This window comes from Trinickia mobilis, assembly GCF_017315705.1.
GTDB classification, from domain to species: domain Bacteria; phylum Pseudomonadota; class Gammaproteobacteria; order Burkholderiales; family Burkholderiaceae; genus Trinickia_A; species Trinickia_A mobilis.
Map to the genome: position 1 here is coordinate 12,377 of NZ_JAFLRF010000056.1, position 20,278 is coordinate 32,654.

At 63.8% G+C, this 20,278-nt stretch carries 21 protein-coding genes; 11 read left to right on the top strand and 10 right to left on the bottom strand.

Translation table 11 applies throughout. From position 1 onward, the window contains the following. Positions 1 to 444 (top strand): hypothetical protein (locus J3489_RS33945; RefSeq protein ID WP_207005192.1); only part of this gene is annotated, 444 nt, incomplete at its 5' end. 478 nt (positions 445 to 922) lie between these two features. Here the strand turns inward: J3489_RS33945 and J3489_RS33950 are convergent. Next, positions 923 to 1,738: a DUF1326 domain-containing protein gene (locus tag J3489_RS33950; protein WP_242540534.1), complete on the bottom strand. Its 816-nt coding sequence runs from the start codon at positions 1,736 to 1,738 to the stop codon at positions 923 to 925. Between the two features lie 434 nt (positions 1,739 to 2,172). On the opposite strand from J3489_RS33950, the gene J3489_RS33955 reads away from it, so the two are divergent. From J3489_RS33955 to J3489_RS33965, 3 genes are read left to right on the top strand one after another with little or no spacing between them, the layout of a single operon-like run. Further along, the gene (locus J3489_RS33955; protein ID WP_207005193.1) at positions 2,173 to 3,762 is read left to right on the top strand and encodes an NfeD family protein; all 1,590 of its coding nucleotides are present in this window, start codon (positions 2,173 to 2,175) and stop codon (positions 3,760 to 3,762) included. Continuing rightward, positions 3,759 to 4,514: a slipin family protein gene (locus J3489_RS33960; RefSeq protein ID WP_207005194.1), complete on the top strand. Its 756-nt coding sequence runs from the start codon at positions 3,759 to 3,761 to the stop codon at positions 4,512 to 4,514. The genes J3489_RS33955 and J3489_RS33960 overlap by 4 nt, the downstream gene beginning before the upstream one ends. A gap of 48 nt (positions 4,515 to 4,562) precedes the next feature. Then, complete coding sequence (locus tag J3489_RS33965; protein ID WP_207005195.1) at positions 4,563 to 6,221, top strand: FAD-dependent oxidoreductase; 1,659 nt, start codon at positions 4,563 to 4,565, stop codon at positions 6,219 to 6,221. 166 nt (positions 6,222 to 6,387) lie between these two features. Here J3489_RS33965 and J3489_RS33970 read toward each other — a convergent pair whose 3' ends face one another. Further along, complete coding sequence (locus J3489_RS33970) at positions 6,388 to 7,755, bottom strand: DNA-binding protein (RefSeq protein WP_207005196.1); 1,368 nt, start codon at positions 7,753 to 7,755, stop codon at positions 6,388 to 6,390. 454 nt (positions 7,756 to 8,209) lie between these two features. Between J3489_RS33970 and J3489_RS33975 the strand changes: the two genes are divergently transcribed. Beyond that, entirely contained in the window at positions 8,210 to 9,538 is a 1,329-nt protein-coding gene (locus tag J3489_RS33975) for an NCS2 family permease (protein ID WP_207005197.1), read from the top strand. Positions 9,539 to 9,616: 78 nt separating this feature from the next. On the opposite strand, the gene J3489_RS33980 is transcribed toward J3489_RS33975, so the two are convergent. Together J3489_RS33980 and J3489_RS33985 are read right to left on the bottom strand one after the other, a co-directional pair. After that, the gene (locus J3489_RS33980; RefSeq protein WP_207005198.1) at positions 9,617 to 9,907 is read right to left on the bottom strand and encodes a DUF1488 family protein; all 291 of its coding nucleotides are present in this window, start codon (positions 9,905 to 9,907) and stop codon (positions 9,617 to 9,619) included. Between the two features lie 220 nt (positions 9,908 to 10,127). Continuing rightward, positions 10,128 to 10,346 carry a DUF2964 family protein gene (locus J3489_RS33985; RefSeq protein ID WP_207005199.1) on the bottom strand — a complete coding sequence of 73 codons (219 nt, stop codon included), beginning with the start codon at positions 10,344 to 10,346 and terminating at the stop codon, positions 10,128 to 10,130. A gap of 291 nt (positions 10,347 to 10,637) precedes the next feature. Between J3489_RS33985 and J3489_RS33990 the strand changes: the two genes are divergently transcribed. From J3489_RS33990 to J3489_RS34005, 4 genes are all read left to right on the top strand, one after another. Beyond that, entirely contained in the window at positions 10,638 to 11,765 is a 1,128-nt protein-coding gene (locus tag J3489_RS33990) for a VIT1/CCC1 transporter family protein (RefSeq protein WP_207005200.1), read from the top strand. A 19-nt stretch (positions 11,766 to 11,784) separates the two neighbouring features. Beyond that, positions 11,785 to 12,084, top strand: coding sequence for a 2Fe-2S iron-sulfur cluster-binding protein (locus J3489_RS33995; RefSeq protein WP_207005201.1), 300 nt, complete (start codon positions 11,785 to 11,787; stop codon positions 12,082 to 12,084). A 189-nt stretch (positions 12,085 to 12,273) separates the two neighbouring features. Further along, positions 12,274 to 12,579, top strand: coding sequence for a hypothetical protein (locus J3489_RS34000; RefSeq protein WP_207005202.1), 306 nt, complete (start codon positions 12,274 to 12,276; stop codon positions 12,577 to 12,579). 88 nt (positions 12,580 to 12,667) lie between these two features. Continuing rightward, positions 12,668 to 12,976, top strand: coding sequence for a hypothetical protein (locus J3489_RS34005; RefSeq protein ID WP_207005203.1), 309 nt, complete (start codon positions 12,668 to 12,670; stop codon positions 12,974 to 12,976). Between the two features lie 136 nt (positions 12,977 to 13,112). On the opposite strand, the gene J3489_RS34010 is transcribed toward J3489_RS34005, so the two are convergent. From J3489_RS34010 to J3489_RS34020, 3 genes are all read right to left on the bottom strand, one after another. Beyond that, the gene (locus tag J3489_RS34010) at positions 13,113 to 13,895 is read right to left on the bottom strand and encodes an IclR family transcriptional regulator (protein WP_207005204.1); all 783 of its coding nucleotides are present in this window, start codon (positions 13,893 to 13,895) and stop codon (positions 13,113 to 13,115) included. Positions 13,896 to 14,043: 148 nt separating this feature from the next. Beyond that, the gene (locus J3489_RS34015) at positions 14,044 to 14,895 is read right to left on the bottom strand and encodes a citryl-CoA lyase (protein ID WP_207005205.1); all 852 of its coding nucleotides are present in this window, start codon (positions 14,893 to 14,895) and stop codon (positions 14,044 to 14,046) included. Further along, positions 14,895 to 16,082, bottom strand: a complete 1,188-nt coding sequence (locus J3489_RS34020) for a CaiB/BaiF CoA transferase family protein (RefSeq protein ID WP_207005206.1) — start codon at positions 16,080 to 16,082, stop codon at positions 14,895 to 14,897. The genes J3489_RS34015 and J3489_RS34020 overlap by 1 nt, the downstream gene beginning before the upstream one ends. Before the next feature lie 449 nt (positions 16,083 to 16,531). Between J3489_RS34020 and J3489_RS34025 the strand changes: the two genes are divergently transcribed. After that, positions 16,532 to 16,816, top strand: coding sequence for a DUF3331 domain-containing protein (locus tag J3489_RS34025; RefSeq protein ID WP_207005207.1), 285 nt, complete (start codon positions 16,532 to 16,534; stop codon positions 16,814 to 16,816). Positions 16,817 to 16,865: 49 nt separating this feature from the next. Here J3489_RS34025 and J3489_RS34030 read toward each other — a convergent pair whose 3' ends face one another. Beyond that, positions 16,866 to 17,372 carry a thioesterase family protein gene (locus J3489_RS34030; RefSeq protein WP_207005208.1) on the bottom strand — a complete coding sequence of 169 codons (507 nt, stop codon included), beginning with the start codon at positions 17,370 to 17,372 and terminating at the stop codon, positions 16,866 to 16,868. Between the two features lie 226 nt (positions 17,373 to 17,598). Here J3489_RS34030 and purU point away from each other — a divergent pair, with 226 nt between their 5' ends. Beyond that, positions 17,599 to 18,477, top strand: coding sequence for a formyltetrahydrofolate deformylase (gene purU / locus J3489_RS34035; RefSeq protein ID WP_207005209.1), 879 nt, complete (start codon positions 17,599 to 17,601; stop codon positions 18,475 to 18,477). Positions 18,478 to 18,605: 128 nt separating this feature from the next. Here the strand turns inward: purU and J3489_RS34040 are convergent, their stop codons facing one another. Together J3489_RS34040 and J3489_RS34045 are read right to left on the bottom strand one after the other, a co-directional pair. After that, positions 18,606 to 19,424 carry an ankyrin repeat domain-containing protein gene (locus tag J3489_RS34040; protein WP_207005210.1) on the bottom strand — a complete coding sequence of 273 codons (819 nt, stop codon included), beginning with the start codon at positions 19,422 to 19,424 and terminating at the stop codon, positions 18,606 to 18,608. After that, the coding region (locus tag J3489_RS34045) for a Tle-like phospholipase domain-containing protein (protein ID WP_207005211.1) at positions 19,421 to 20,278 on the bottom strand (858 nt) is incomplete at its 5' end. The genes J3489_RS34040 and J3489_RS34045, both read right to left, overlap by 4 nt.

Here is a 20,278-nt window from a genome sequence, read left to right on the forward strand (position 1 = left end):
GGCGCGGGCGGTTCGGGTGCAGGCAGTTCGGGTGCAGGCAGTTCGGGTGCAGGCAGTTCGGGCGCAGGCAGTTCGGGCGCAGGCAGTTCGGGCGCAGGCAGTTCGGGCGCAGGCAGTTCGGGCACAGGCAGTTCGGGTGCAGGCAGTTCGGGTGCAAGCGCTGGCGGTCACGGCGGAGGCGGTTCGGGCGGAGGCGGTTCGGGCGCAGGCGGTTCGGGCGCAGGCGGTTCGGGCGCAGGCGGTTCGGGCGCAGGCGGTTCGGGCGCAGGCAGTTCGGGCGCAGGCAGTTCGGGCGCAGGCAGTTCGGGCGCAGGCAGTTCGGGTGCAGGCGCGGGCGGTCACGGCGCAGGCGGTTCGGGTGCAGGTGCGGGCGGCCACGGCGGAGGCGGTTCGGGCGGAGGCGGGAACGGCGGAGGCGGGAACGGCGGAGGCGGGTCAAGGTAATCGGCCGCCTTGTTTTCAGCCGCCCTTTCGTGCAAGCGACGAAGGTCATGGCGGCTACCGGACCGGTAATCCCGATTGTATGGAACATGAAGCGTGAGACTCGTTGCGTATGTCGATCTCTCTAGCGGAAGCTCCGATGGCTGTATATAGCCGGCCGCCCCGTTCGGGGCAACACTGAGAGGCGAATGTCAGCTGCCGAAGCGCATCGGCCATATGAGCGTCCATTTGCTCAGGTAGAGGAATGACGGGAACTGGCCGTCCTGCGCCCCCAACAATCACATGCATCCCGCAGCTTCCACTGCGCCGCACAATTCAAGTTTATTTTCACCGAGCGCAGGCGTGCTCGCGCTGGAATGGCTGACGACGCTCAGCGGGCGCTCGATCTTCTGATAACACTCGCGCAGGCCCTCAAAAAATTTGGGAGTCTTGCATCCGCCGGAACACGGCCGCGCCCGCTGTTAGCTGGTTTCGGCCGGTGTCAGGCACTCCAGTCGAACTCGGTAATCTCCGCGTGCCCCAGGCTCTCCCATTGCCGCATGTCGGGATCGCGCCAGGAGGTGCCTTTGCCGTTGGCAAGCCCAATGTTGTCGCGGAAGGCGGCAGCGCCGTGCAGCAGCCGCGTCGACTCGCCAGTGGCACCGCGCAGCGGTTTGGCGATCGCGACGCCGATTGTCCCCACGGTGATTCGCGTCTCGTCCGGACCGCTCTGGATGTCGATCGGCGCCTCCTGGGTCGGCAGCCATTGCTTGACGAGTTGCCCGACGACTTCGTAGACGCCGCCCCGCTGACCCTTGAACAGCGGCTCGAGCGCGGCCCGCTGCGCGTCCGAAACTGAGGAATCGAAGTAGATGCGCCCGAGGCCCTCGCCACCCAGGAAACCTTTAGGCCAATCAGCAACCCACGCCAGCTTGGCGCCGCCCACTTCGACGCCATCGACATTCCCACTGCCGATATGCACCCACTGGCCGCCGGAGCACCAAACCTGATCGCCTTCCGATTCACCCAGCATGCAAGGACAGCCAACCTTGCAACTGCATGGCGCATAGTAGGTCCCGACAATATGCCAGCCCATGACTGCCTCCTTATGTTCGCTGGTTGTCCAACGCGACACAGCGCGCTTACGAGCCATGTCGACCTCCTTGCCGGCTACGGGCCGCTTGCCGAGCCAGGGCGGCGCCACGCGGTGCCCGCCGGGCAAGGTCTTCTCGATGAAAATGATGACCGCCGCCGTGGACATCGTTGCGACCGTCATGACTGCCCAGGCCACGAGGAAAACCGCGGCGCGGCTGTCCATTGGCCCGGTATTGCGGGCATATGGCGAGTCCGTCTCGGTCCGCTATCACGTAGCTTACGGAAGGATCCTGGTTAAGATTAGATGCCGCACCAAGCGAAATCCAGCCGATTGAGTGCCGGAGCGGCAGTACGCAAGCGTGCTTGCGCTGGAATGGCTGACGGCGCTCAGCGGGCGCTCGATCTTCTGATTCTTGCTTTTCTTCGAGGCGTTCACCCAGAAACGCCTCGAATACCGCTCGATGACGGCCGCGCGAAACGCCCGCGGCCCATCCCTGCCCTCTTCGACGCCCCGGCACCGCCGCCGCGGCTCGCGTTTCCGAGCAGTCACGCCCGCGCGGGAATCGCCTAATCTGTAAGCATCAGGCCGCTTTTAAGCCTTTCCCGCATTGTCGAGCCGGCGGCGGCGCTCGCCTGCGCCTGGCGCCGCTGAAAACGATGAAAACGCACCTCTTGCTTCGAACCGCGTCGATCCCCCGGGTTGTGTCGTTCGCCAAGGTCAAGTTCAGGCCGCGTGGTGCTTGCCGCGCGTTCGCCGCGGCTTTTCGCCGCCCGTCCGCGCATGCCGCGCATGCCGCACGACTCGCACGACTCGCACGCGTCGCCGCGGCGCTTGGCCTGTCGCTCGCTTGCGCCGTCGCCCAGGCGCGGCCCGCGGAGGTGCTGGTGCTGCCGGTTTCGGGCGCGATCGGCCCGGCAAGCGCCGATTTCATCACCCGCGGCCTCACGCGCGCCGAGCGCGACGGCGCGCAGCTCGCGGTCATCCAGCTCGATACGCCCGGCGGCCTCGACACCTCGATGCGCCAAATCATCAAGGCGATTCTTGCGTCGCCGGTGCCGGTGGCCGCGTTCATCAGCCCGAGCGGCGCGCGCGCGGCGAGCGCCGGCACCTACATCGTCTATTCGAGCCACATCGCGGCGATGGCGCCCGGCACCAATCTCGGCGCGGCGACGCCCGTGCAGCTCGGCATCGGCGGCGGCGGACCGGAGAGCCCGCCTCAGCCTGTGACCGGCGGCCAAAGCGGCAAACAAGGCGCGCAGAACGAACAGAAGGACAAGGCCGCGTCGTTGCCCACCGGCACCGATTCGCAATCGACGGAGATCCGCAAGCAGATCCACGACGCCGAGGCCTACATTCGCGGCCTCGCGCAACTGCGCGGACGCAACGTCGACTGGGCCGAGAAGGCGGTTCGCGAAGCGGTGAGCCTGTCCGCGAACGACGCGCTCGACCAGCACGTCGTCGATCTCGTCGCGCGCGACGTGCCCGATCTCCTCGCGAAACTCGACGGACGCACCGTCGAAACCTCGACCGGCGCCCACCGCCTCGCCACCGCGGGCGCGCCGGTCGTCACGCTCGAGCCCGACTGGCGCAGCCACTTCCTCGCCGTCGTCACCGATCCGAACGTCGCGCTGATCTTGCTCACGATCGGCATGTACGGGCTCTTCTTCGAATTCGCGAACCCGGGCTTCGTGCTGCCCGGCGTGGCGGGCGCGATCGCGCTCCTGATCGGCCTCTTCGCGCTGCAACTGCTGCCGATCAACTACACGGGGCTCGCGCTGATCTTTCTCGGCATCGCGTTCCTGATCGCCGAGTCGTTCCTGCCGACTTTCGGGACGCTCGGCTTCGGCGGCATCGTCTCGTTCGCGGTCGGCGCGCTGATGCTGATTGACACCGACGTGCCCGGCTACGGCGTGCCGGTGCCGATGATCGCCGCCCTCACCGCCGCGAGCGCGCTCTTCATCTTCGCCGTGTCGAACGTGGCGTTGCGGGCGCGCCGGCGGCCGATCGTGAGCGGGTCGGAGGCGATCGTCGGCAGCGTCGGCGAGATCATCGACGATGGCCTGCTTCCGGGCGGCGGCGCGAGCGCCGGCGAAAACGTCGGCTGGGCGCGCGTGCACGGCGAGCGCTGGCGCGTGTCGGGGACCGAGCCGCTCGCGGCGGGACGCCGCGTGCGCGTGACGAGCCGCCGCGGCCTCACGCTGACTGTCGTGCCGGTAGTCGAATCAAAACAAGGAGAATCCTCATGATCGGCTTCACGTTCGGCTTTTCCAGCATCCTTTTTCTGTTTCTGGTCATCCTGGTCGCCTCGTCGATCCGCATTTTTCGCGAGTACGAGCGCGGCGTCGTGTTCATGCTCGGGCGGTTCTGGAAGGTCAAGGGGCCGGGCCTCGTCCTCATCATCCCGATCGTGCAGCAGGTGGTGCGCATCGACCTGCGCACCGTCGTGTTCGATGTGCCGCCGCAGGACGTCATTACGCGCGACAACGTGTCGGTCAAGGTCAACGCGGTGGTGTACTTTCGCGTCGTCGATCCGGAAAAGGCGGTGATCCAGGTTGCGCGCTTTTTCGAAGCGACGAGCCAGTTGTCGCAAACGACGCTGCGCGCCGTGCTCGGCAAGCACGAACTCGACGAATTGCTGGCCGAGCGCGAGCAATTGAACGCCGATATCCAGAAAACGCTCGACGCGCAGACCGACGCGTGGGGCATCAAGGTGTCGAACGTCGAGATCAAGCACGTCGACATCAACGAGACGATGATCCGCGCGATCGCACGGCAAGCCGAAGCCGAACGCGAGCGGCGCGCGAAGATCATTCACGCGGAAGGCGAATTGCAGGCGTCGCAGAAGCTGCTGCAGGCCGCGCAGATCATCGCGCAGCAACCGCAAGCGCTGCAACTGCGCTACCTGCAGACGCTGACCACCATCGCGGCCGACAAGAACTCCACGATCATCTTCCCGCTCCCCATCGAACTGCTCAACGCGTGGATCAACCGCAGCTGAACGGCACCGCAGTCTTTGCGGACGTTTTCGTTATTCAACCGTAAAGCCATGCTGACAATTGACGACATCCGGGCCATTGCGCTTTTCTCCACGCTTCCCGATTCCGAACTGGAGGACCTGGCTCACACGTCCGCCGATTTGCGTCTGTGCGCCGGCGAATTCGCCGTCCACGAAGGCGGCGAGCGTGCGCTCTATGCCGTTCTCGCCGGCAAGATGGAAGTCGTCAAAACGTTCGACGGCATCGAGCGCAGGTTGGGATGGCGCGTGCCCGGGACCATCTTCGGCGAGGTGCCGCTCGCGCTCAGTGCACCGTTCCCAGGCGCTTATCGAGCCGCCGAGCCGTCGCGCGTCATGCGCGTGGACGCGCAGCGCTACTACAAGCTCGCCGCCGCCTCGCCGGATGTCGCGACCAAGATGGGCGCGCTCGCGCGCGAGCGCCTCGGCGGACTGCAAGGGCTCTCCGCCGAGCCGCCCAAGGCGCGCGTCACCATGGTCGGCAATCGATGGGACGCCGATTGCACACGGCTGCGCCAGTTCCTTGCGCGCAACCAGATCAGCTGCGACTGGATGACGCCCGATGCCCCCGAGCTGCCGGCGCGGTGGCCCGGGACCTGCCCGCCGGACGAGGATTGCCCCGCTCTGCGTCTGGTCGACGGCACGCTGCTCATGCGGCCGGCGGCGCGCGAGCTCGCCGAGCGGCTGGGTCTCCAGACGAAACCGCGCCGCGCCGAATACGACACGATGATCATCGGCGGCGGACCGGCCGGGCTTGCGGCGGGGGTCTACGGCGCGTCAGAGGGACTCTCTACCGTGGTGGTCGAGCGCGAGGCGCCGGGCGGCCAAGCGGGCACGTCGTCGCGCATCGAGAACTACCTCGGCTTTCCGAACGGCGTGTCGGGCGACGAACTCGCGAGCCGCGCATTGCAGCAGGCCAAGCGCCTCGGCGCCGAGATTCTGGTGACACGCTGCGTCGAGCGCATCGATGCCGCGTCGCGCGAGATCCACCTCGACAGCGGCGACGTCATCCGCGCACGCACGCTGATCCTCGCGACCGGCGTCACGTGGCGCCGTCTTGCAATCGACGGCTTCGACCGCTTCATCGGCAAAGGCATCTACTACGGCGCGGCGCGCAGCGAAGCGAGCGCGACGCATGGGCTCGACGTCTATCTGATCGGCGGCGGCAACTCGGCGGGGCAAGCCGCGCTGTACTTTTCGAATCACGCGCGCGAGGTCACGCTCGTCGTGCGGGGCGACGCGCTGGAGAAGAGCATGTCGCGCTACCTGATCGAGCAGCTTGCCGCGAAATCGAACGTGGCGGTCAGGCTGCGCGCCGAAGTGGCCGGCGCGTACGGCGAGACGCATCTGACGGCAATCGACATCCGCGATGGCGCGAGCGCAACGGTCAGCCGGCACGATTGCGGCGGTCTTTTCGTTTTCATCGGTGCCGATGCGGAGACCGGATGGCTGCCGGCAGACATCGCGTGCGACAAGCGAGGCTATGTGCTGACCGGCGACGACGTCGTCAAGGCCGGACGCTGGCCGCTGAGCCGGGACCCTTACCTGCTCGAATCGAGCGTCCCCGGCATCTTTGCCTGCGGAGATGTGAGGTTGAGCCCGGTCAAACGCGTTGCGTCCGCCGTCGGCGAGGGAAGCATGGCGATCGCGTTCGTGCACCGGTATTTGCAAATGTCCGCGCAAGAGCGTTGAAACGCTTGCGCCGCCGCGACGCCAAGCGGCCGCCAGCATGCGATGCCCCGGGGGACGGCGCGCGCGAACTTGATTTCTTTCTGACGAAAAGCCGTTCCGGTGCCCTCGACGAACACTTAGCGGACGCAGAACGGCTTGCCCTTCTTTGCCGCCGCAGCCGCTATCGTCACTCGGCGGTCTGCTTCGACACCACGCCCGTCTTCGGGTCGTACCGGTAGCCCTGCTGCTCGAGCTGGGCGCTGATCGACTCGACGATCAACTGCTGCTGATATTCGCGGCGCAGCAATTCGTGCTCCGGCTGGAGCCGGCTCAGTTCCGTGGCGAGCTTGCGGCTCAACGAGGCTTCGCCCGCCCCGCGGGCATTGATGACGATCATTTTTTCGTTCGCCTGAGCCAGTTGCTGCTTGAGCCCATTTGCGTACTCGGACCACTTCTTCATGTTCTCGCGGGCTTCGGCGAGCGCAGCGGCATGGGCCTGAGCGTCGCGCGAAATCTGGAGCTTGAGCGCGTCGACCTCCTGTGCGTCGACGCCCGCCGGCGCCGCGGCGCCCGGCGCTTCGACGGCCCCGTTCGGCGCCGTCGCGCGCGCAGCGAGTTCGGTTGCATGCTGCTGCAGCACCTCGGCCCGCTCTTGCGCCGCCGACAACGTCGCCGACAGCCTCGCGATCTCGGACGCATCGGCATTGCGCGCCTCGGCCAGCGTGGCGAGCTGAGCGTGCGCCTCCTGCAGATCGCGCGCAGCGCAATCCAATTCGGCACGCGCGCGGGACGCCTCTTCGGTTTGGGCCGTGTGCGCCTGCTGCTCGGCCTCCAGCACAGCGCGAATGGCTTCCAGTTCGCTTTCGAGCCGGGCGACCTGCTCCGAATTCGCCGCATCCGAGGCGGCATGCGCAAGCGCGTCATCCGTCGGGATGCTGCTCGCGCTTGCATCGGCTTCCTGCCGCGAATGGGCTTCACGTTCCGCGGCCAGTTCGGCCGTCAGGCGTTCCACCTCGGCCTCGAGCGCTGCAACGCGCGCCGCAAGCGCCTGCGCGAGCAGTTCGGCCGCGTCGGTACGCTGCACCGCGAGCGCAATGTCCTCCGCCAAACGGCCGGCTTCATCGGCTTTCGCGTGGTAGGCGTCGGTCATTTCGACGAGCTGCCTGCGCCCCGTCTCGAGTTCCTCGACCGTGTTTTGCAGCTCCGCCAGCGCGTCGTCGCGCTCGTTGCTCGCGTCCTCGACGCGCTGGGTCATCGCGCTCAGGCGCCGCGACACCGCCCGCTCGGCCTCGTCCTGCGCCGAGGTCCACAGCCGGTCGAGCGCGTCGCGCATCGTATCGGTGACGACTTCCGGCAGCGCCGGACGCTCCGCCACCTGGGGCGCGCGCAAGGCGCGCGTTTCGCGCCACTTGCGCAACGCCGCGGCAACAGCGACCACCGAACCGGTATGCACTTCAGACCAGATCGCAAGCGGCGAAATTTTTTGGCCTTCATCGGCCATCCGATTGGCGATCTCGGCGATCATTTCGTCCGTGATGGTCACGCTGCTTGACATGTCTACCTCGACAAAGCGGGAGTTGGGGTGAATTCCATTGATTGGTTTGGCGCCGCCGGCGGCGAGCAACTGCAGATTGTCGGGCACCTGCCTCACCGTTGATCGTCGGAACAGCATGATTTAACGGTGGGTATTCTCGAAATTGAGCGTCATCGGCGCGTCGCGCGGCGCGAACCGTTGCGGGAGTTGTCGACGCACCAGGTCATGAATCTCGTTCATAGGCGCTTGCACCTTATGCCGGCTGGTCGCGTGATGGCTTGTTCGATTGCTTGCTCGACGACGATCGCTGGGCGCCTTAAAGCGCTTGCGGAAGTCCCGTTGCCGTAACACTATTGAACGTCGGCGAGCCCTTAGATCGCCGCAAGGCTTCCAAACTGGAGCTTCCCGCCCTTTTCTCTGCAGTACCATCACGGCTTTTCGTATCCCCCCGAAGGGCAAACAGGAGAAACAGCTCATGGCAGAAGCGAGAGGGATTTCGTTCACGGAGTCGGCGAGGCGGTACTTCGGGTTCGAAGAAGCGGGCACGAACCTGCGCACGGAAGTGCTGGCCGGCGTGACCACCTTTCTGACGATGGCCTACATCATCTTCGTCAACCCGGCGATCCTCGGTGACGCCGGCATGCCGAAAGACTCCGTGTTCGTCGCGACTTGCATCGTGGCCGCGCTTGCCTCGCTGATCATGGGCCTCTACGCGAACTACCCGATCGCCTGCGCGCCGGGCATGGGGCTCAACGCGTACTTCGCGTATACCGTCGTCAAGGGCATGGGGTTCACCTGGCAGGCCGCGCTCGGCGCCGTGTTCATCTCCGGGTGTCTGTTCCTGCTCGTCACGCTGTTCCGCGTGCGGGAGATGATCGTCAACGGCATACCGCATTCGATTCGCGTCGCGATTACCAGCGGCATCGGGCTCTTTCTCGCGATCATTTCGCTCAAGTCGGCCGACATCGTCGTCGCCAATCCGGCCACGTTCGTCACGCTCGGCGATCTGCACAAGCCGCCGGTCGTCCTCGCGACCATCGGCTTCTTCGTCATCGTCACGCTCGACGTCCTGCGCGTTCGCGGCGCGATCCTGATCGGCATTCTGGCCGTGACCGTCCTGTCTTTCTTCTTTGGGGGCAATGCGTTCCATGGCGTCGTCTCGGCGCCGCCGTCGATCGATGCCACGCTCTTTCACCTCGACATTCGCGCGGCGCTGTCGACCGGCATCATCAACGTCGTGCTGGTGTTCTTTCTCGTCGAGCTGTTCGACGCCACCGGCACGCTGATGGGCGTCGCCAATCGCGCGGGGCTGCTCGTCGAGGGCAAGATGCATCGTCTGAACAAGGCGCTGCTCGCCGACAGCACGGCGATCGTCGCAGGTTCGCTGCTCGGCACATCGTCGACGACCGCGTATATCGAAAGCGCGTCCGGCGTGCAGTCGGGCGGACGCACGGGCGTGACGGCAATCGCGGTCGCGATCCTGTTCCTCGCGTGCCTGTTCATCGCGCCGCTCGCGGGCGTCGTGCCCGGGTACGCCACCGCGCCCGCGCTGCTCTACGTGTCGTGCCTGATGTTGCGCGAGTTCGCCCAACTGCCTTGGGACGATGCGACCGAAGTCGTGCCGGCCGCGTTGACCGCGCTCTTGATGCCGTTCACCTACTCGATTGCGAACGGCGTGGCGTTCGGGTTTATCACCTATGCGGGGCTCAAGCTCTTCACGGGCCGCGCGCGCGAAGTCAAGGCGATCGTGTGGATCATCGCGGCGATCTTTCTGTTCCGCTATTTCTATCTCGGGTCCGAGTGATTGCAGCCCGGCGCGAAGCCGGCGCCGATCAGGACCCGCGCAGGCGCCGCGCGGCCGCTTACCTGCCCGCGCATGACGCTACGCGCGCCAGTTCGCCTCGTAGAACCTCACATATCCGCTGCGCAAAACCAGGCATTGCGCCCTGGTTTCCGATAACAGACGGCGCGCCGCGGCCTCGATGCGCTCGCGGTGCATATCGAACGCACCGACCATGTCTTCGAGACGATACGACGCCGCGCCGAAGTGATCTTCCAGCGCCTCAGCGGTGATGCTGCACTGCACACGCTCCCCATCGACCAACGCCGGGAACGCCAAAGTCAGTTCGCGCCCCGAGTATTCAGGGGCTTCGTTCGGGAAATTGATCTGCATGGGAATCGCCTTTGCCGTGACGGATGAATACGCTTGTCGCCGCGCACCGCTGCAACTTGCCTCCATTGTTATCGGTACGCGATCAAATTGGCGGACCAAGCCTGTCACACCAATTTCATTCACTTTAGACGGTTTCCCGAGAGGAGCAAGTTTTCCCGCAATAGCCGGCGTCATTCACCAGTGAACCGACGAAACCGCGGTAATCCGTTACAGTGAAATCTCAGGGCGCGTGCTGATTCTCGGATTCGTCTTTGGTGTCTTTAGGCCAGACGTTGAGCAGTACCGCACATCCGACGATGCCGATGCCGATTGCGATGCTGCCGTACAGCATCGAGTTGTCCTGCTCGAACAGCATGCCGTGGATGGCCACGGCGATCCCCGCAATCGCGACGAACGCCGCGATGACGGCCAATACGATTCTCAACTCCGTCCGCACCATGTTGCCTCCCGTCGCCCAAGGGGACTTCCTTCGGGGCGTCCCCCAAGGGGACTTCCTTCGGGGCGTCGGGCCACTGACCACAGGCCCCGAGAAACGCGGCGCGTGCGCGCTCCCCGCTTTCATGATTGCACCTTTCGCAGGGAACGCAAGACGGGCTGTCCCGAGCGGCAGCGGCCGCACGGACCCGTTCGGCCGCACGATCGGCGCGCTCGACGTGAGCGGCTGCCGTCCGCTTTGGTGAACGCGCCGCTTCGGGTATGCTTCAACCCGACACTCCGGGGCGACTTGCACATGGCATCGAAACGCGAACTCAAGCGCTACAAGACGAACCTCGCCGACGAACTCGATAGCGCCGCGCTCTACGAAACGCTCGCACACGTCGAAGCGGACAAGAAGCGCGCCGCCGTGTTCAGCGAACTCGCCGCGTCGGAACGCGGGCACGCACAACTCTGGATCGACAAGTTGCACGCGAACGGCGTGCACGCGCGCGTGCACCGCAAAAGCCTGAAGACGCATCTGCTGCGCGGCCTCATCCACACGTTCGGCCCGTCGTTCGTGCTGCCGACGATCGCCGCCGCCGAATACGCCGACCGCGACAAGTACTCGCATCAACCCGATGCCGCGCACCTTTCCGCTGACGAACAGCATCACGCTGCGATCGTGCAGGAAGTCGCCAACGGGCAATCGACAAGCGCGTCGAAGGGCGCGCAAATCGCGAGCGCCGAATCGTGGCACAAGGGCGTCACGTCGGGCAACGACTTGCGCGCAGCCGTTCTCGGCGCCAACGACGGACTCGTCTCGAACTTCTGCTTGATCATGGGCGTGGCGGGCGCCGGCGCCGCCAACAAGACGATCCTCTTGACCGGGCTCGCGGGCCTGATCGCGGGCGCCTGTTCGATGGCGCTCGGCGAATGGCTTTCGGTCACCAACGCGCGCGAGCTGGCTCGCACGCAAATCGCGAAGGAAGCCGACGAGATCGAGCACACGCCCGATGCCGAGCGCCACGAGCTGGCGCTGATCTATCAAGCCAAAGGCATCGAGGCGGACGAAGCGCGCCGCGTCGCGAGCCAGATCATGCGTGACAAGGACAAAGCCCTCGATACGCTCACGCGCGAGGAACTCGGCCTCGACCCGGCGGAACTCGGCGGCAACCCGTGGTCGGCGGCGGCGATTTCGTTCGGACTCTTCTCGCTCGGCGCGATTTTTCCGGCCGCGCCCTTTCTCTGGGCTCACGGTCTTGCGGCGATCGTTCTGTGCGTCGCGCTCGCCGCGTTCGGCCTTGCCGCGGTCGGCGTCTTCACGTCGCTCTTCAACGGCCGCGGCGCGGCGTTCTCCGCGCTGCGGCAGATCCTGATCGGACTGCTTGCCGCCGGCTTCACGTTCGGCGTCGGCAAGCTGCTTGGCGTGTCCATCTCGTAGTCTTTGTGTCGCTGCGTTTATGTCGTCTGCCGATCATCCCTGCGTTGTCCGCGTCGAGCCCCTCGGGCGCTCATTCGAAGCGCCCGATTCGCTGTCGCTTGTCGAAGCCGCCGGCTTCGCGAACGTGCACCTGCCGAGATCGTGCCGCAACGGCACCTGCCGAACATGCCTTTGCCGGCTCGTCAGCGGCACCGTCTCCTACCGGATCGAATGGCCGGGGCTCAGCCGCGAGGAAAAAGCCGAGGGACTGATTCTGCCTTGTGTGGCAATCGCCCAATCGGACCTCGTGATCGAAGTCCCCGATGCATCGGAGATTTGACACCGCGCGGGCCGAGCGGATCGGCGTGTGCAAGCCGCGTGTCCGGATACCTGCGGAGCTCAGGCATCGCATGCTAGGATTCGGCGCCATTCAACGGAGTCAGAACACATGTTTGCGAGAGCCGCTTGCGCTTTCATTTTCGTTACATTGACTGCGAGCGCTTTTGCTGGCCTTTATTCGAAACCGGTCGTGATGACGGGCGAAAACCAAATGGGCGACACCGTCGAGCTGCGTTTCGACCCCGCGCCATCACATGCCGGAACGCTCGTCATCCTTGGCGACCGGACGAAAACCCCGCCGAAATCGGTTGCCTTTGTCTATGAAGTGCCGGATAAACAACCTGCCGGCGCCAATGCGACCGTCAATATCACTTTTGGTGATAAACAGACGTTAAGCATTACATGCGATCCACTGGCGGATAACTGCAGGTCGGCCGGATACGTCACGGAGGGCGGCTCCACGTTCTCCATACTATGGAAAATCGCGCGCCATTGAAAACGCGTTTTCTCCAGATAATTACCGGTACTTCCCACCGGCCGCTGATCGGACTAGCATGTTCAAATCAGTCAAGTGGGGGACAGCCATGGCTACGTATGCTATAGACGGCGTACGCATCAGTTCTTCTACGGATCGCGTGACGCACGTGCGCTGGGCGCCAATCGACCCCAGAACTCACGACTGGCTTTCCCCCCCACAAATCGCCGAGGTGTCGGATGTCGCAAGCGGCATCCGTTCGGGAAACGTCGTTTATTCCCTTTTTACGCTCGGGGGCATGAGATTCCTGGGGCCGAAAATCAAGGCGGTTCCGCATCCGAATGGAATCGACGGCATCGACACCGAAGTGCCCGACGGCAGCGTTGAAAAATCAATGGACGACCTGCCGCGCATTTAACGGATATTCGCGCGCTTCGCTTCGTTAAGCCTCGTTAAGCCTCGTTAATCCGCCACCGATTTTTGTTCAGTTGGCGCGCCATTTATGGCGTGCGGGCTAACACCACCGCCCGCCCGCGCCTTGGTCAGCGCATCGCTTAGCGCGCGCACTCCGGCTTGAGACGCGCCAGCGCCGCGCGCAGCGGCGCGACATCGCCCCCCAGCATCTCGCTCGCATCGAGCGACGCCTCCAGCATCGGACGGCGCATCCGCATCATCAGCGCTTCGTCGACCCGCGAACGCGGACCGGCGAGCGTCAACGCGCCCGCAAGCCGCTGCTCGGCTGAAAAGACCGGCGTCGAAATGCCGGCCGTTTCCTCATCCCGCTCGCCCGACGATGCGTAGTAGCCGTTGCGGCGAATGCGGTCGTGGAGCGCGCCGCGCGCGCCGCCGAACGCACTCAGCACGCGGCCGCCCGAGCCTTTGTCGAGCGGCAGCACGTCGCCTTCGCGCACATGGTCGCGAATCGCGTGGGTGGAATCCACGCGATGCAAGCACACGCGCAAGTTCTTCTGCCGCACGTAGAACGACACGCTTTCGCCGCTCTCGTCGCGCAGACGCCGCATCAGCGGGAGGAGGATATCGGCGAGCTGCAGCCCGCGCTGATAGATCGCGCTCAGTTGCAGCGTCGCGGGGCCGATCTGATAGCGGCCGTCGTCGAGGCGCACCAATAGCCGGTGGTGGATCAGCGACGCGACGAGCCGCAGGATCGTGCTCTTGTAAAGCCCGGTGCGAGCGGCCAGCTCGGCGAGCGACAGGCCTCGGTCGTCTGGGCGAAACGCGAACAGGATCGAGAATGCGCGATCGAGCGCGGCCACGCCATCGGGCGAAGCAACCGGCGGCGCCGGCGCATCGGAGGCAGGACGTTTTGCGGCAACCATGAGCAGTGGTTTGGCGGTTGGTGTGGGTAAGATCGCTGCCGTCTCGAATCCCGGTTCATCGCGACGAACAGCACGTTTTGTTCGCCGTTCAGCACGAGGCCGTTCGGACTCGGCCCGTTCGCGATGTTGCGAGGCACAGGATTCCAGCTCATTGCGCGTCCTCGATATGCCGGGTTGCAGGGCCGGTATAGCGATAGGGCATTTGCCGCGGCATGGGCCCCTTGTTGCGCTCGCCGCGTCCGCTCTGCTCCCACGCATGCGACAAGATGCCGACCGCGCGCGACAAGCAGAAAATCCCGCGTGCAAGTTCCGGCGCGAACCCGAGTTCCGCGTAGATCACGGCGGTCGCGCCGTCGATGTTCATCGGCACCGGCTTGCTGCGGCCCGAGGCAAGCCGTGCTTCGATCGCGCGGGCGATACGCGCGTATTCGCCCGTGACGGCGCCTTCCGCCGCAGCCTCGTCGACCATTGCGAGCAATTTGCCCGCACGCGGATCGACCGGATGAAAACGATGGCCGAAGCCCGGCAGATATTTGCCATGGCCGGCGACGAACGCATCGACGCACACCTTTGCCGCCTCGTCGAGCGGCATGCCTTGCGCCACCCGATCGCGAATCTGCCGGTACAACTCGACCGACTGCTGCCCCGCGCCGCCGTGCACGTCATCGAGCGTGTTGAGCGCCGACGCCATCGCGCCGTTCAACGGCAGCCCGCAGCTCACCGCCATGCGCGAGATCGCGATCGACGGCGCCTGCGGCCCGTGATCGACCGACGCAACGAGCGCAGCTTCGAGCAGGCGCGATTGCGTCTTGCCCGGCACGTCGCCGCGCAGCATCAGCCAGATCATGTCGGGAAAGCTCAGCCGCCCGATCAGCTCCTGGATCGGATAGCCGCGCACGTGAATCTTGCCGGGCTCGATATCGATGATGTCGGTGCGCCAGTAGTCGGCGCCGAGTTGCCGGTAGTCGACGTTATCGGTGGTGGTTTCGTCGGCGGTCATCAAATCACTCCTTCGTTGCGCAACGCTTCGATTGCGGCTTCGTCGTAGCCGAGCTTGGCGAGCCACGCCTGCGTATGCTGCGAAAGTTGCGGGGCGGGCGCGCGCGGCGCCGGGTCGGCATCGGACATGCGGAAGCCCGCGCGCGTCACATGCTGGTCCGCGTCGTCGAACGACGCCACGAAACCGCGTGCCGCGATTTGCGGATGCGCGAGAATGCCGGGCACGTCGAGCACGAGCCCGGCCGGCACGCCGGCGGCGATGAACTCCCGCTCCCATTGCGTCGCCGGCGCACTCGCCAACGCGGCTTCGAGGGCTTGCGTCAGCGCAGTGCGATTCGCCTTGCGCGCGTTGCGCTCGTTAAAGCGCGGATCGTCGAGCCACTCGGGGTGGCCGGCGATCCGGCACAGCGACGCGAACTGCTTGTCTTCGTTGGCCGCGATATTGATGAGCCCGTCGCCGGTGCGGAACGTGCCCGAAGGCGCCGCGGTGAAATTCTGATTGCCCATCGGCGTGGGCTTCACGCCCGCGTTCAAGTAGTTCGACACGACCCAGCCCATCGTCGCGAGCGTGGCTTCGAGCATCGAGACGTCGATCATGCGGCCCGCGCCGGTTCGCACGGCATCGACGAGCGCCGCCGCGACCGCGAACGCGGACGTGATGCCGCCGACCGTGTCGCTGATCGGAAAGCCCGTGCGCAACGGGGCAGATTCGGCGTCGCCCGTCACGCTCATCACGCCCGACATGCCTTGGATGATCTGGTCGTAGGCAGGCCGATGCGCGAGCGGGCCATCCTTGCCGAAGCCGGAAATCGCGCAGTAGACGATGCGCGGATTGGCATCGCGCAACACGTCGTAGCCGAGCCCGAGACGATCCATCACGTCCGGACGGAAGTTCTCGATCAGCACGTCGGACTCGCGCACCATCTGCAGCAGAATCGCGCGGCCGCGCGGGTCCTTCAGATTGAGCGTGACGGACTGCTTGCCCGCGTTCACCGCAACGAACGACGCACCCATCTGCCGCGCCGACGCCTTCGGGTCCGCGCCGAGACGCCGCGCGAGATCGCCCTGCCCCGGCGCCTCGATCTTGATCACTTCCGCCCCCATCAACGCGAGCTGATAGCCGCAGAAGGGCCCGGCCAATACGTTCGAGAGGTCCAGCACGCGTATGCCGTGCAAGGGCAATTCCATATCCGGCTCCCTCAGGTTCGTGTCGCAACCGGCATTCTGCCGATGCGGCGCTGCACGCCGCATTCGTTCTATTCCACAGAACGATGTTCCAATGATAAACGATGAACGAGGCTATCAGACAGAACGGCCCCCCACGCGCGTGAGGGCGCGCCATTTAAGCGCCGCGACCTGACTTATTGCACGTCCGCCCCCGACGCGGTCATTTTCCCTCTATTAATACCGGCGGATTTCCGCAGAAGAATGATCTGTCTGCGCGGCATTGGGTCAACGCTCTGTTGCAAAAGCACCCTATTGTCTCGGACGGCACTCTCACAGCCGCGCCAACCGGCGCTTTTCAATAATGGAATCCGATTGTTGCCGTTTACAGAATAGTGTTTCACCTGGCTTAAGAATGGATATTCTGCCCGCGCACGCATACATTTACAGGGCTCGATTAAAGGAAGCAGCAAATGAAGACAAAACAGTCTCCGGCCCTAGACATGAGCCGCGTCCAGATCGAAATCCTCGAACGTACCGATACGACCCTGATCCTGCGATGGGTGGAGCCCGGGCGATGCCATTACGGCGAACAGCGATGGCGCCGGCGGTCGGCCAACTCGTCGGGAACCTGCGTGCTGTCGCGCCGTGCGATCCATCGCGGCGACGCGGTATTCAGGCCGGCGGATCGGCCCGCGCCGTCGAATGCAAAGGCGATGATTTCGGTTGAAGTCTTCGGCCAATCGGCTGACGAATAACGACGAGGCATTGCGTCGATTCATCAGACGTAATGCCTATGCTACTGACTCATTGATTCGCGTTACCGGGCAATCCAATCACGCGGCCGCTGAACTGCGCCGGCGCAAGCGCCGCATGCGCGGCGGCTATGGCTTCGATGCGAGCTTGAATGTCCGGATCGAACGCAACCGATTTCGGCCCATTCGTATCGACATGCAGCAGCATCTGCTCGCTCGCCGCCGCCGGTTCCACAGCATCAGCGGCGAACATCTCCAGATACAGATGCAGGCGCTTGGCGTCGTGCGCAATGAAACGTACGTCGACGCGAACCTGCGTCCCCTCCTTGATTTCGTGCAGGTAGTTGATGTGCGCCTCGAGCGTGTACAGGGAGCGCTTTCGCGCCTTGCGCGCGGCGTCGTCGAGGCCGATATGGTCGAGCAGCGCATCGGCCGCGAAGCTGAAAATCAGCAGATAGAACGCGTCGCGCAGATGGCCGTTGTAGTCGACCCATTCGGCGCGGACGCTATCGCGGTAGATCGGCAAAGACGCTGCAAGTGAGCGCGGGGGGTGTTTCATGGTCAATCCTCGAAGCGCCGGCCGTCCCGGCGTTCAGGCGCTGGTTGTTTGCCGCATGTGCGTGACGCAGCTCAGTCCTTGCCGGTGACGCGCCCGTTCCATCATCACGACGCGTCGATTCTATCTGCGCACCATTTGTGCTGCTTTACTAGAGGCACACCGCGCGAGACACATCGCGTTACACCCTTACCGCGCGGGACGTTTCATCGACCTTCCGGGGACCCGCATGCCCGCATCCGATCACCTTCGTCAATTCGTTCTGACGCTCGCCTGCCCGAGCGCCGCCGGACAAGTCGCCGCCGTAGTCGGCTTTCTCGACCGCCATCACGGCTATATCGACGAACTCACCGTCTTCGACGACGAGCTCAGCTCGCGCTTCTTCTTACGCTGCGTCTTTCATGCGACGAACGAAAGCGAGGCGCCGCTACGTGTCGACACGCTTCAAAAAGAGTTCGCGCCGATCGCCGCGCACTTCGATATGACGTGGGCGATCCACGACGTCGACGCGCGCCCCAAGGTGCTCATCATGGTGTCCAAGCTCGAGCATTGCCTCGCGGACTTGCTGTTCCGCTGGCGCATGGGCGAACTGAAAATGGATATCGTCGGGATCGCCTCGAATCACACGGACCTCGAACCCATGGCCGCGCAGCATGGATTGCCATTCCATCATCTGCCGATCTCCACCGAAACGAAAGCGCAACAAGAAGGGAAAGTATTCGACTTGTTCGAATCAAGCGGCGCCGAGCTGATGATTCTCGCGCGCTATATGCAGATCTTGTCGGAATCCACAAGCCGCAAGCTGGCGGGCCGCGCGATCAACATCCATCACTCGTTCTTGCCGGGCTTCAAGGGTGCGAAGCCCTATCATCAAGCGCACGCGCGCGGCGTCAAGCTGATCGGCGCTACCGCGCACTTCGTCACCGACGACCTCGACGAAGGGCCGATCATCGAGCAAGCGGTCGAGCGCGTCGATCATTCGTATCGCCCCGAGCGGTTGCTTGCGGTCGGGCGGGACGTCGAATGCGTCACGCTCGCGCGGGCCGTCAAGGCGTATATCGAACGGCGCGTGTTTATCAACGGCGATCGAACTGTCGTGCTTCAATAGGCGCTTTGATTGTGCATAACGTACCGCCCTGCGCCGACACGACCCAGCGGCCCCATATGAGCTGTTGGCGCAGCGCCACGAGTCAGTTACGCGCGATTCGACTTTCGTTCGCCGGTAGGTGCATTCGGCTACGGCAACGGGTGCTTGCTGTCGTCCACCCATCCTTCAGCATCTCCCCAGCGGGCACGTAGCTGTGTCGGCGATTCAGGTGGCCATTTGACGCCCATTTTTATGATGCGATCGCGGATTTCGATTAGTTTTTTATATGTGATTGAATTTGGCGCGGAAGCATTCGCTTCAATGTCGTTTAAAAGCGCACGAGAGAACGACACGCCATTAATGTTGTAGGTATTGGGGCTCGCTCCATGAGCAAGCAGAAAATCAATTTGATCCAGTGCGTTGTTCATTAATGCTTCATACAACGGGGTATTGCGCAATGAGTCCCGTCGGTTGACATCAGCGCCGCGAGCAATCAACAGCTTAAGCGACTCGAAAGTGGCCTCTCTTGTAACAAAGAAAATGATTGGTGTACCTTTTGATGTCGTAGTGTTCGAACTGACCCCCGCATCGAGTAAAGCACGTAAGAATTCATAATGCGAACTGTTCAACACTACGCCAAGTACGTCGCCAAAGTCCGGCACGTCCTGAAGCGGGTCGGCTCCGGCTTTGACGAGCACCGTGATCATTTCCAGTTGCTTGGGATCTCGCGTAAGAGCTTCCTGAACTGCGAAAAACAGTATTGTCATATCCTTGCGGCCGGGTACGTTCAGATCGGTAACCGGCGCAAGCTGTTGCACTTCGGGAAGGTCGCCGTGCTCGATTGCCTGGGCGAGTACAAGTTGTGAACCCGAGAAGAAATCAGAAGCAGGGAATTTTTTCATGGCACATGCGGTAAGGGAAGTCAGTAATAGGCCGATCACGATGAAAGCGGAAAGCAGTCGTTTCATGGCGACACGCCTTGAAGAATTGAAATATCTTCCTGCTTCTGCTTGTCGATACCATCGATTATCTGGCTAATGAAATGCTTGCTGATGGAAGATCCTTTGCCGTCCAACGCATAGGGTGCCCCTACGGCCTCCGGCAACGGTAGCCAGCTTTGCAAGGTCGTCAGGATTTCCCCTTTCACGTGGTACGCATAGATCTCCGAAGGTTGCGAAGTGCCACCATAGCGCTCCACGGTTTTCGGATGCAGGCCCGCGGCATTGAAACTCCAGCACGTCTTACCGCTGACTTTTGACGCCGCTGCGCACAATCCCCCGCCTTGGGAGTGCCCGGCAATATCAATGGGAAGATCATTTTGTTTTAGCTTTTTCCCAACATTTACTGCTCGTTCATAATAGGGAGATTCCATATTCAATCCCTGAGCCGCATTGTTTCTCCAGTCCGCTAAGCTGCTCATTTCGGTTCCCTTGAATGCCACAGTTGGATTCATATCGTTGCCGAAAACGCTTGCGTCCGGCTTGTAGAGTTGGGTCCGGAAATTTGTACCCTTAATTTCAAAATCCTCCTCTTTCAATCCATACCGTTTCAGCACATCCGCATCCCCACTCGCATTCCTCCACCCCTCCGGCACCGGCCTTGCCGGATCATAAACATGGTCCGTCAGCCGCGCCTTCTCCACCGCGACGTTATTGCGCGCCAACCGCTGCGCAGCGGCATTGACCTTGGCGGACGGATGGTCCCGCCCCGCCGCGATCAGCGTCTTGCGTTCCTTCCACCGCTGCGCCTTGGTCAGCGCCGCAACCTTCGGCGCCGCCGCCCGGCCCGCCTGTTCGGGCTCGACGCTGACAGGTCCGCGCAA

Coding starts and splice junctions, on each gene's coding strand:
- J3489_RS34040 (WP_207005210.1), bottom strand. CDS start 19,424: ATGAAACGACTGCTTTCCGCTTTCATCGTGATCGGCCTATTACTGACT.
- J3489_RS33970 (WP_207005196.1), bottom strand. CDS start 7,755: ATGTCAAGCAGCGTGACCATCACGGACGAAATGATCGCCGAGATCGCC.
- J3489_RS33985 (WP_207005199.1), bottom strand. CDS start 10,346: ATGGTGCGGACGGAGTTGAGAATCGTATTGGCCGTCATCGCGGCGTTC.
- J3489_RS33980 (WP_207005198.1), bottom strand. CDS start 9,907: ATGCAGATCAATTTCCCGAACGAAGCCCCTGAATACTCGGGGCGCGAA.
- J3489_RS34025 (WP_207005207.1), top strand. CDS start 16,532: ATGAAGACAAAACAGTCTCCGGCCCTAGACATGAGCCGCGTCCAGATC.
- J3489_RS34020 (WP_207005206.1), bottom strand. CDS start 16,082: ATGGAATTGCCCTTGCACGGCATACGCGTGCTGGACCTCTCGAACGTA.
- J3489_RS34005 (WP_207005203.1), top strand. CDS start 12,668: ATGGCTACGTATGCTATAGACGGCGTACGCATCAGTTCTTCTACGGAT.
- J3489_RS33960 (WP_207005194.1), top strand. CDS start 3,759: ATGATCGGCTTCACGTTCGGCTTTTCCAGCATCCTTTTTCTGTTTCTG.
- J3489_RS34010 (WP_207005204.1), bottom strand. CDS start 13,895: ATGGTTGCCGCAAAACGTCCTGCCTCCGATGCGCCGGCGCCGCCGGTT.
- J3489_RS33975 (WP_207005197.1), top strand. CDS start 8,210: ATGGCAGAAGCGAGAGGGATTTCGTTCACGGAGTCGGCGAGGCGGTAC.
- J3489_RS33955 (WP_207005193.1), top strand. CDS start 2,173: ATGAAAACGCACCTCTTGCTTCGAACCGCGTCGATCCCCCGGGTTGTG.
- J3489_RS34015 (WP_207005205.1), bottom strand. CDS start 14,895: ATGACCGCCGACGAAACCACCACCGATAACGTCGACTACCGGCAACTC.
- J3489_RS33965 (WP_207005195.1), top strand. CDS start 4,563: ATGCTGACAATTGACGACATCCGGGCCATTGCGCTTTTCTCCACGCTT.
- J3489_RS33990 (WP_207005200.1), top strand. CDS start 10,638: ATGGCATCGAAACGCGAACTCAAGCGCTACAAGACGAACCTCGCCGAC.
- J3489_RS33950 (WP_242540534.1), bottom strand. CDS start 1,738: ATGGACAGCCGCGCCGCGGTTTTCCTCGTGGCCTGGGCAGTCATGACG.
- J3489_RS34030 (WP_207005208.1), bottom strand. CDS start 17,372: ATGAAACACCCCCCGCGCTCACTTGCAGCGTCTTTGCCGATCTACCGC.
- purU (WP_207005209.1), top strand. CDS start 17,599: ATGCCCGCATCCGATCACCTTCGTCAATTCGTTCTGACGCTCGCCTGC.
- J3489_RS33995 (WP_207005201.1), top strand. CDS start 11,785: ATGTCGTCTGCCGATCATCCCTGCGTTGTCCGCGTCGAGCCCCTCGGG.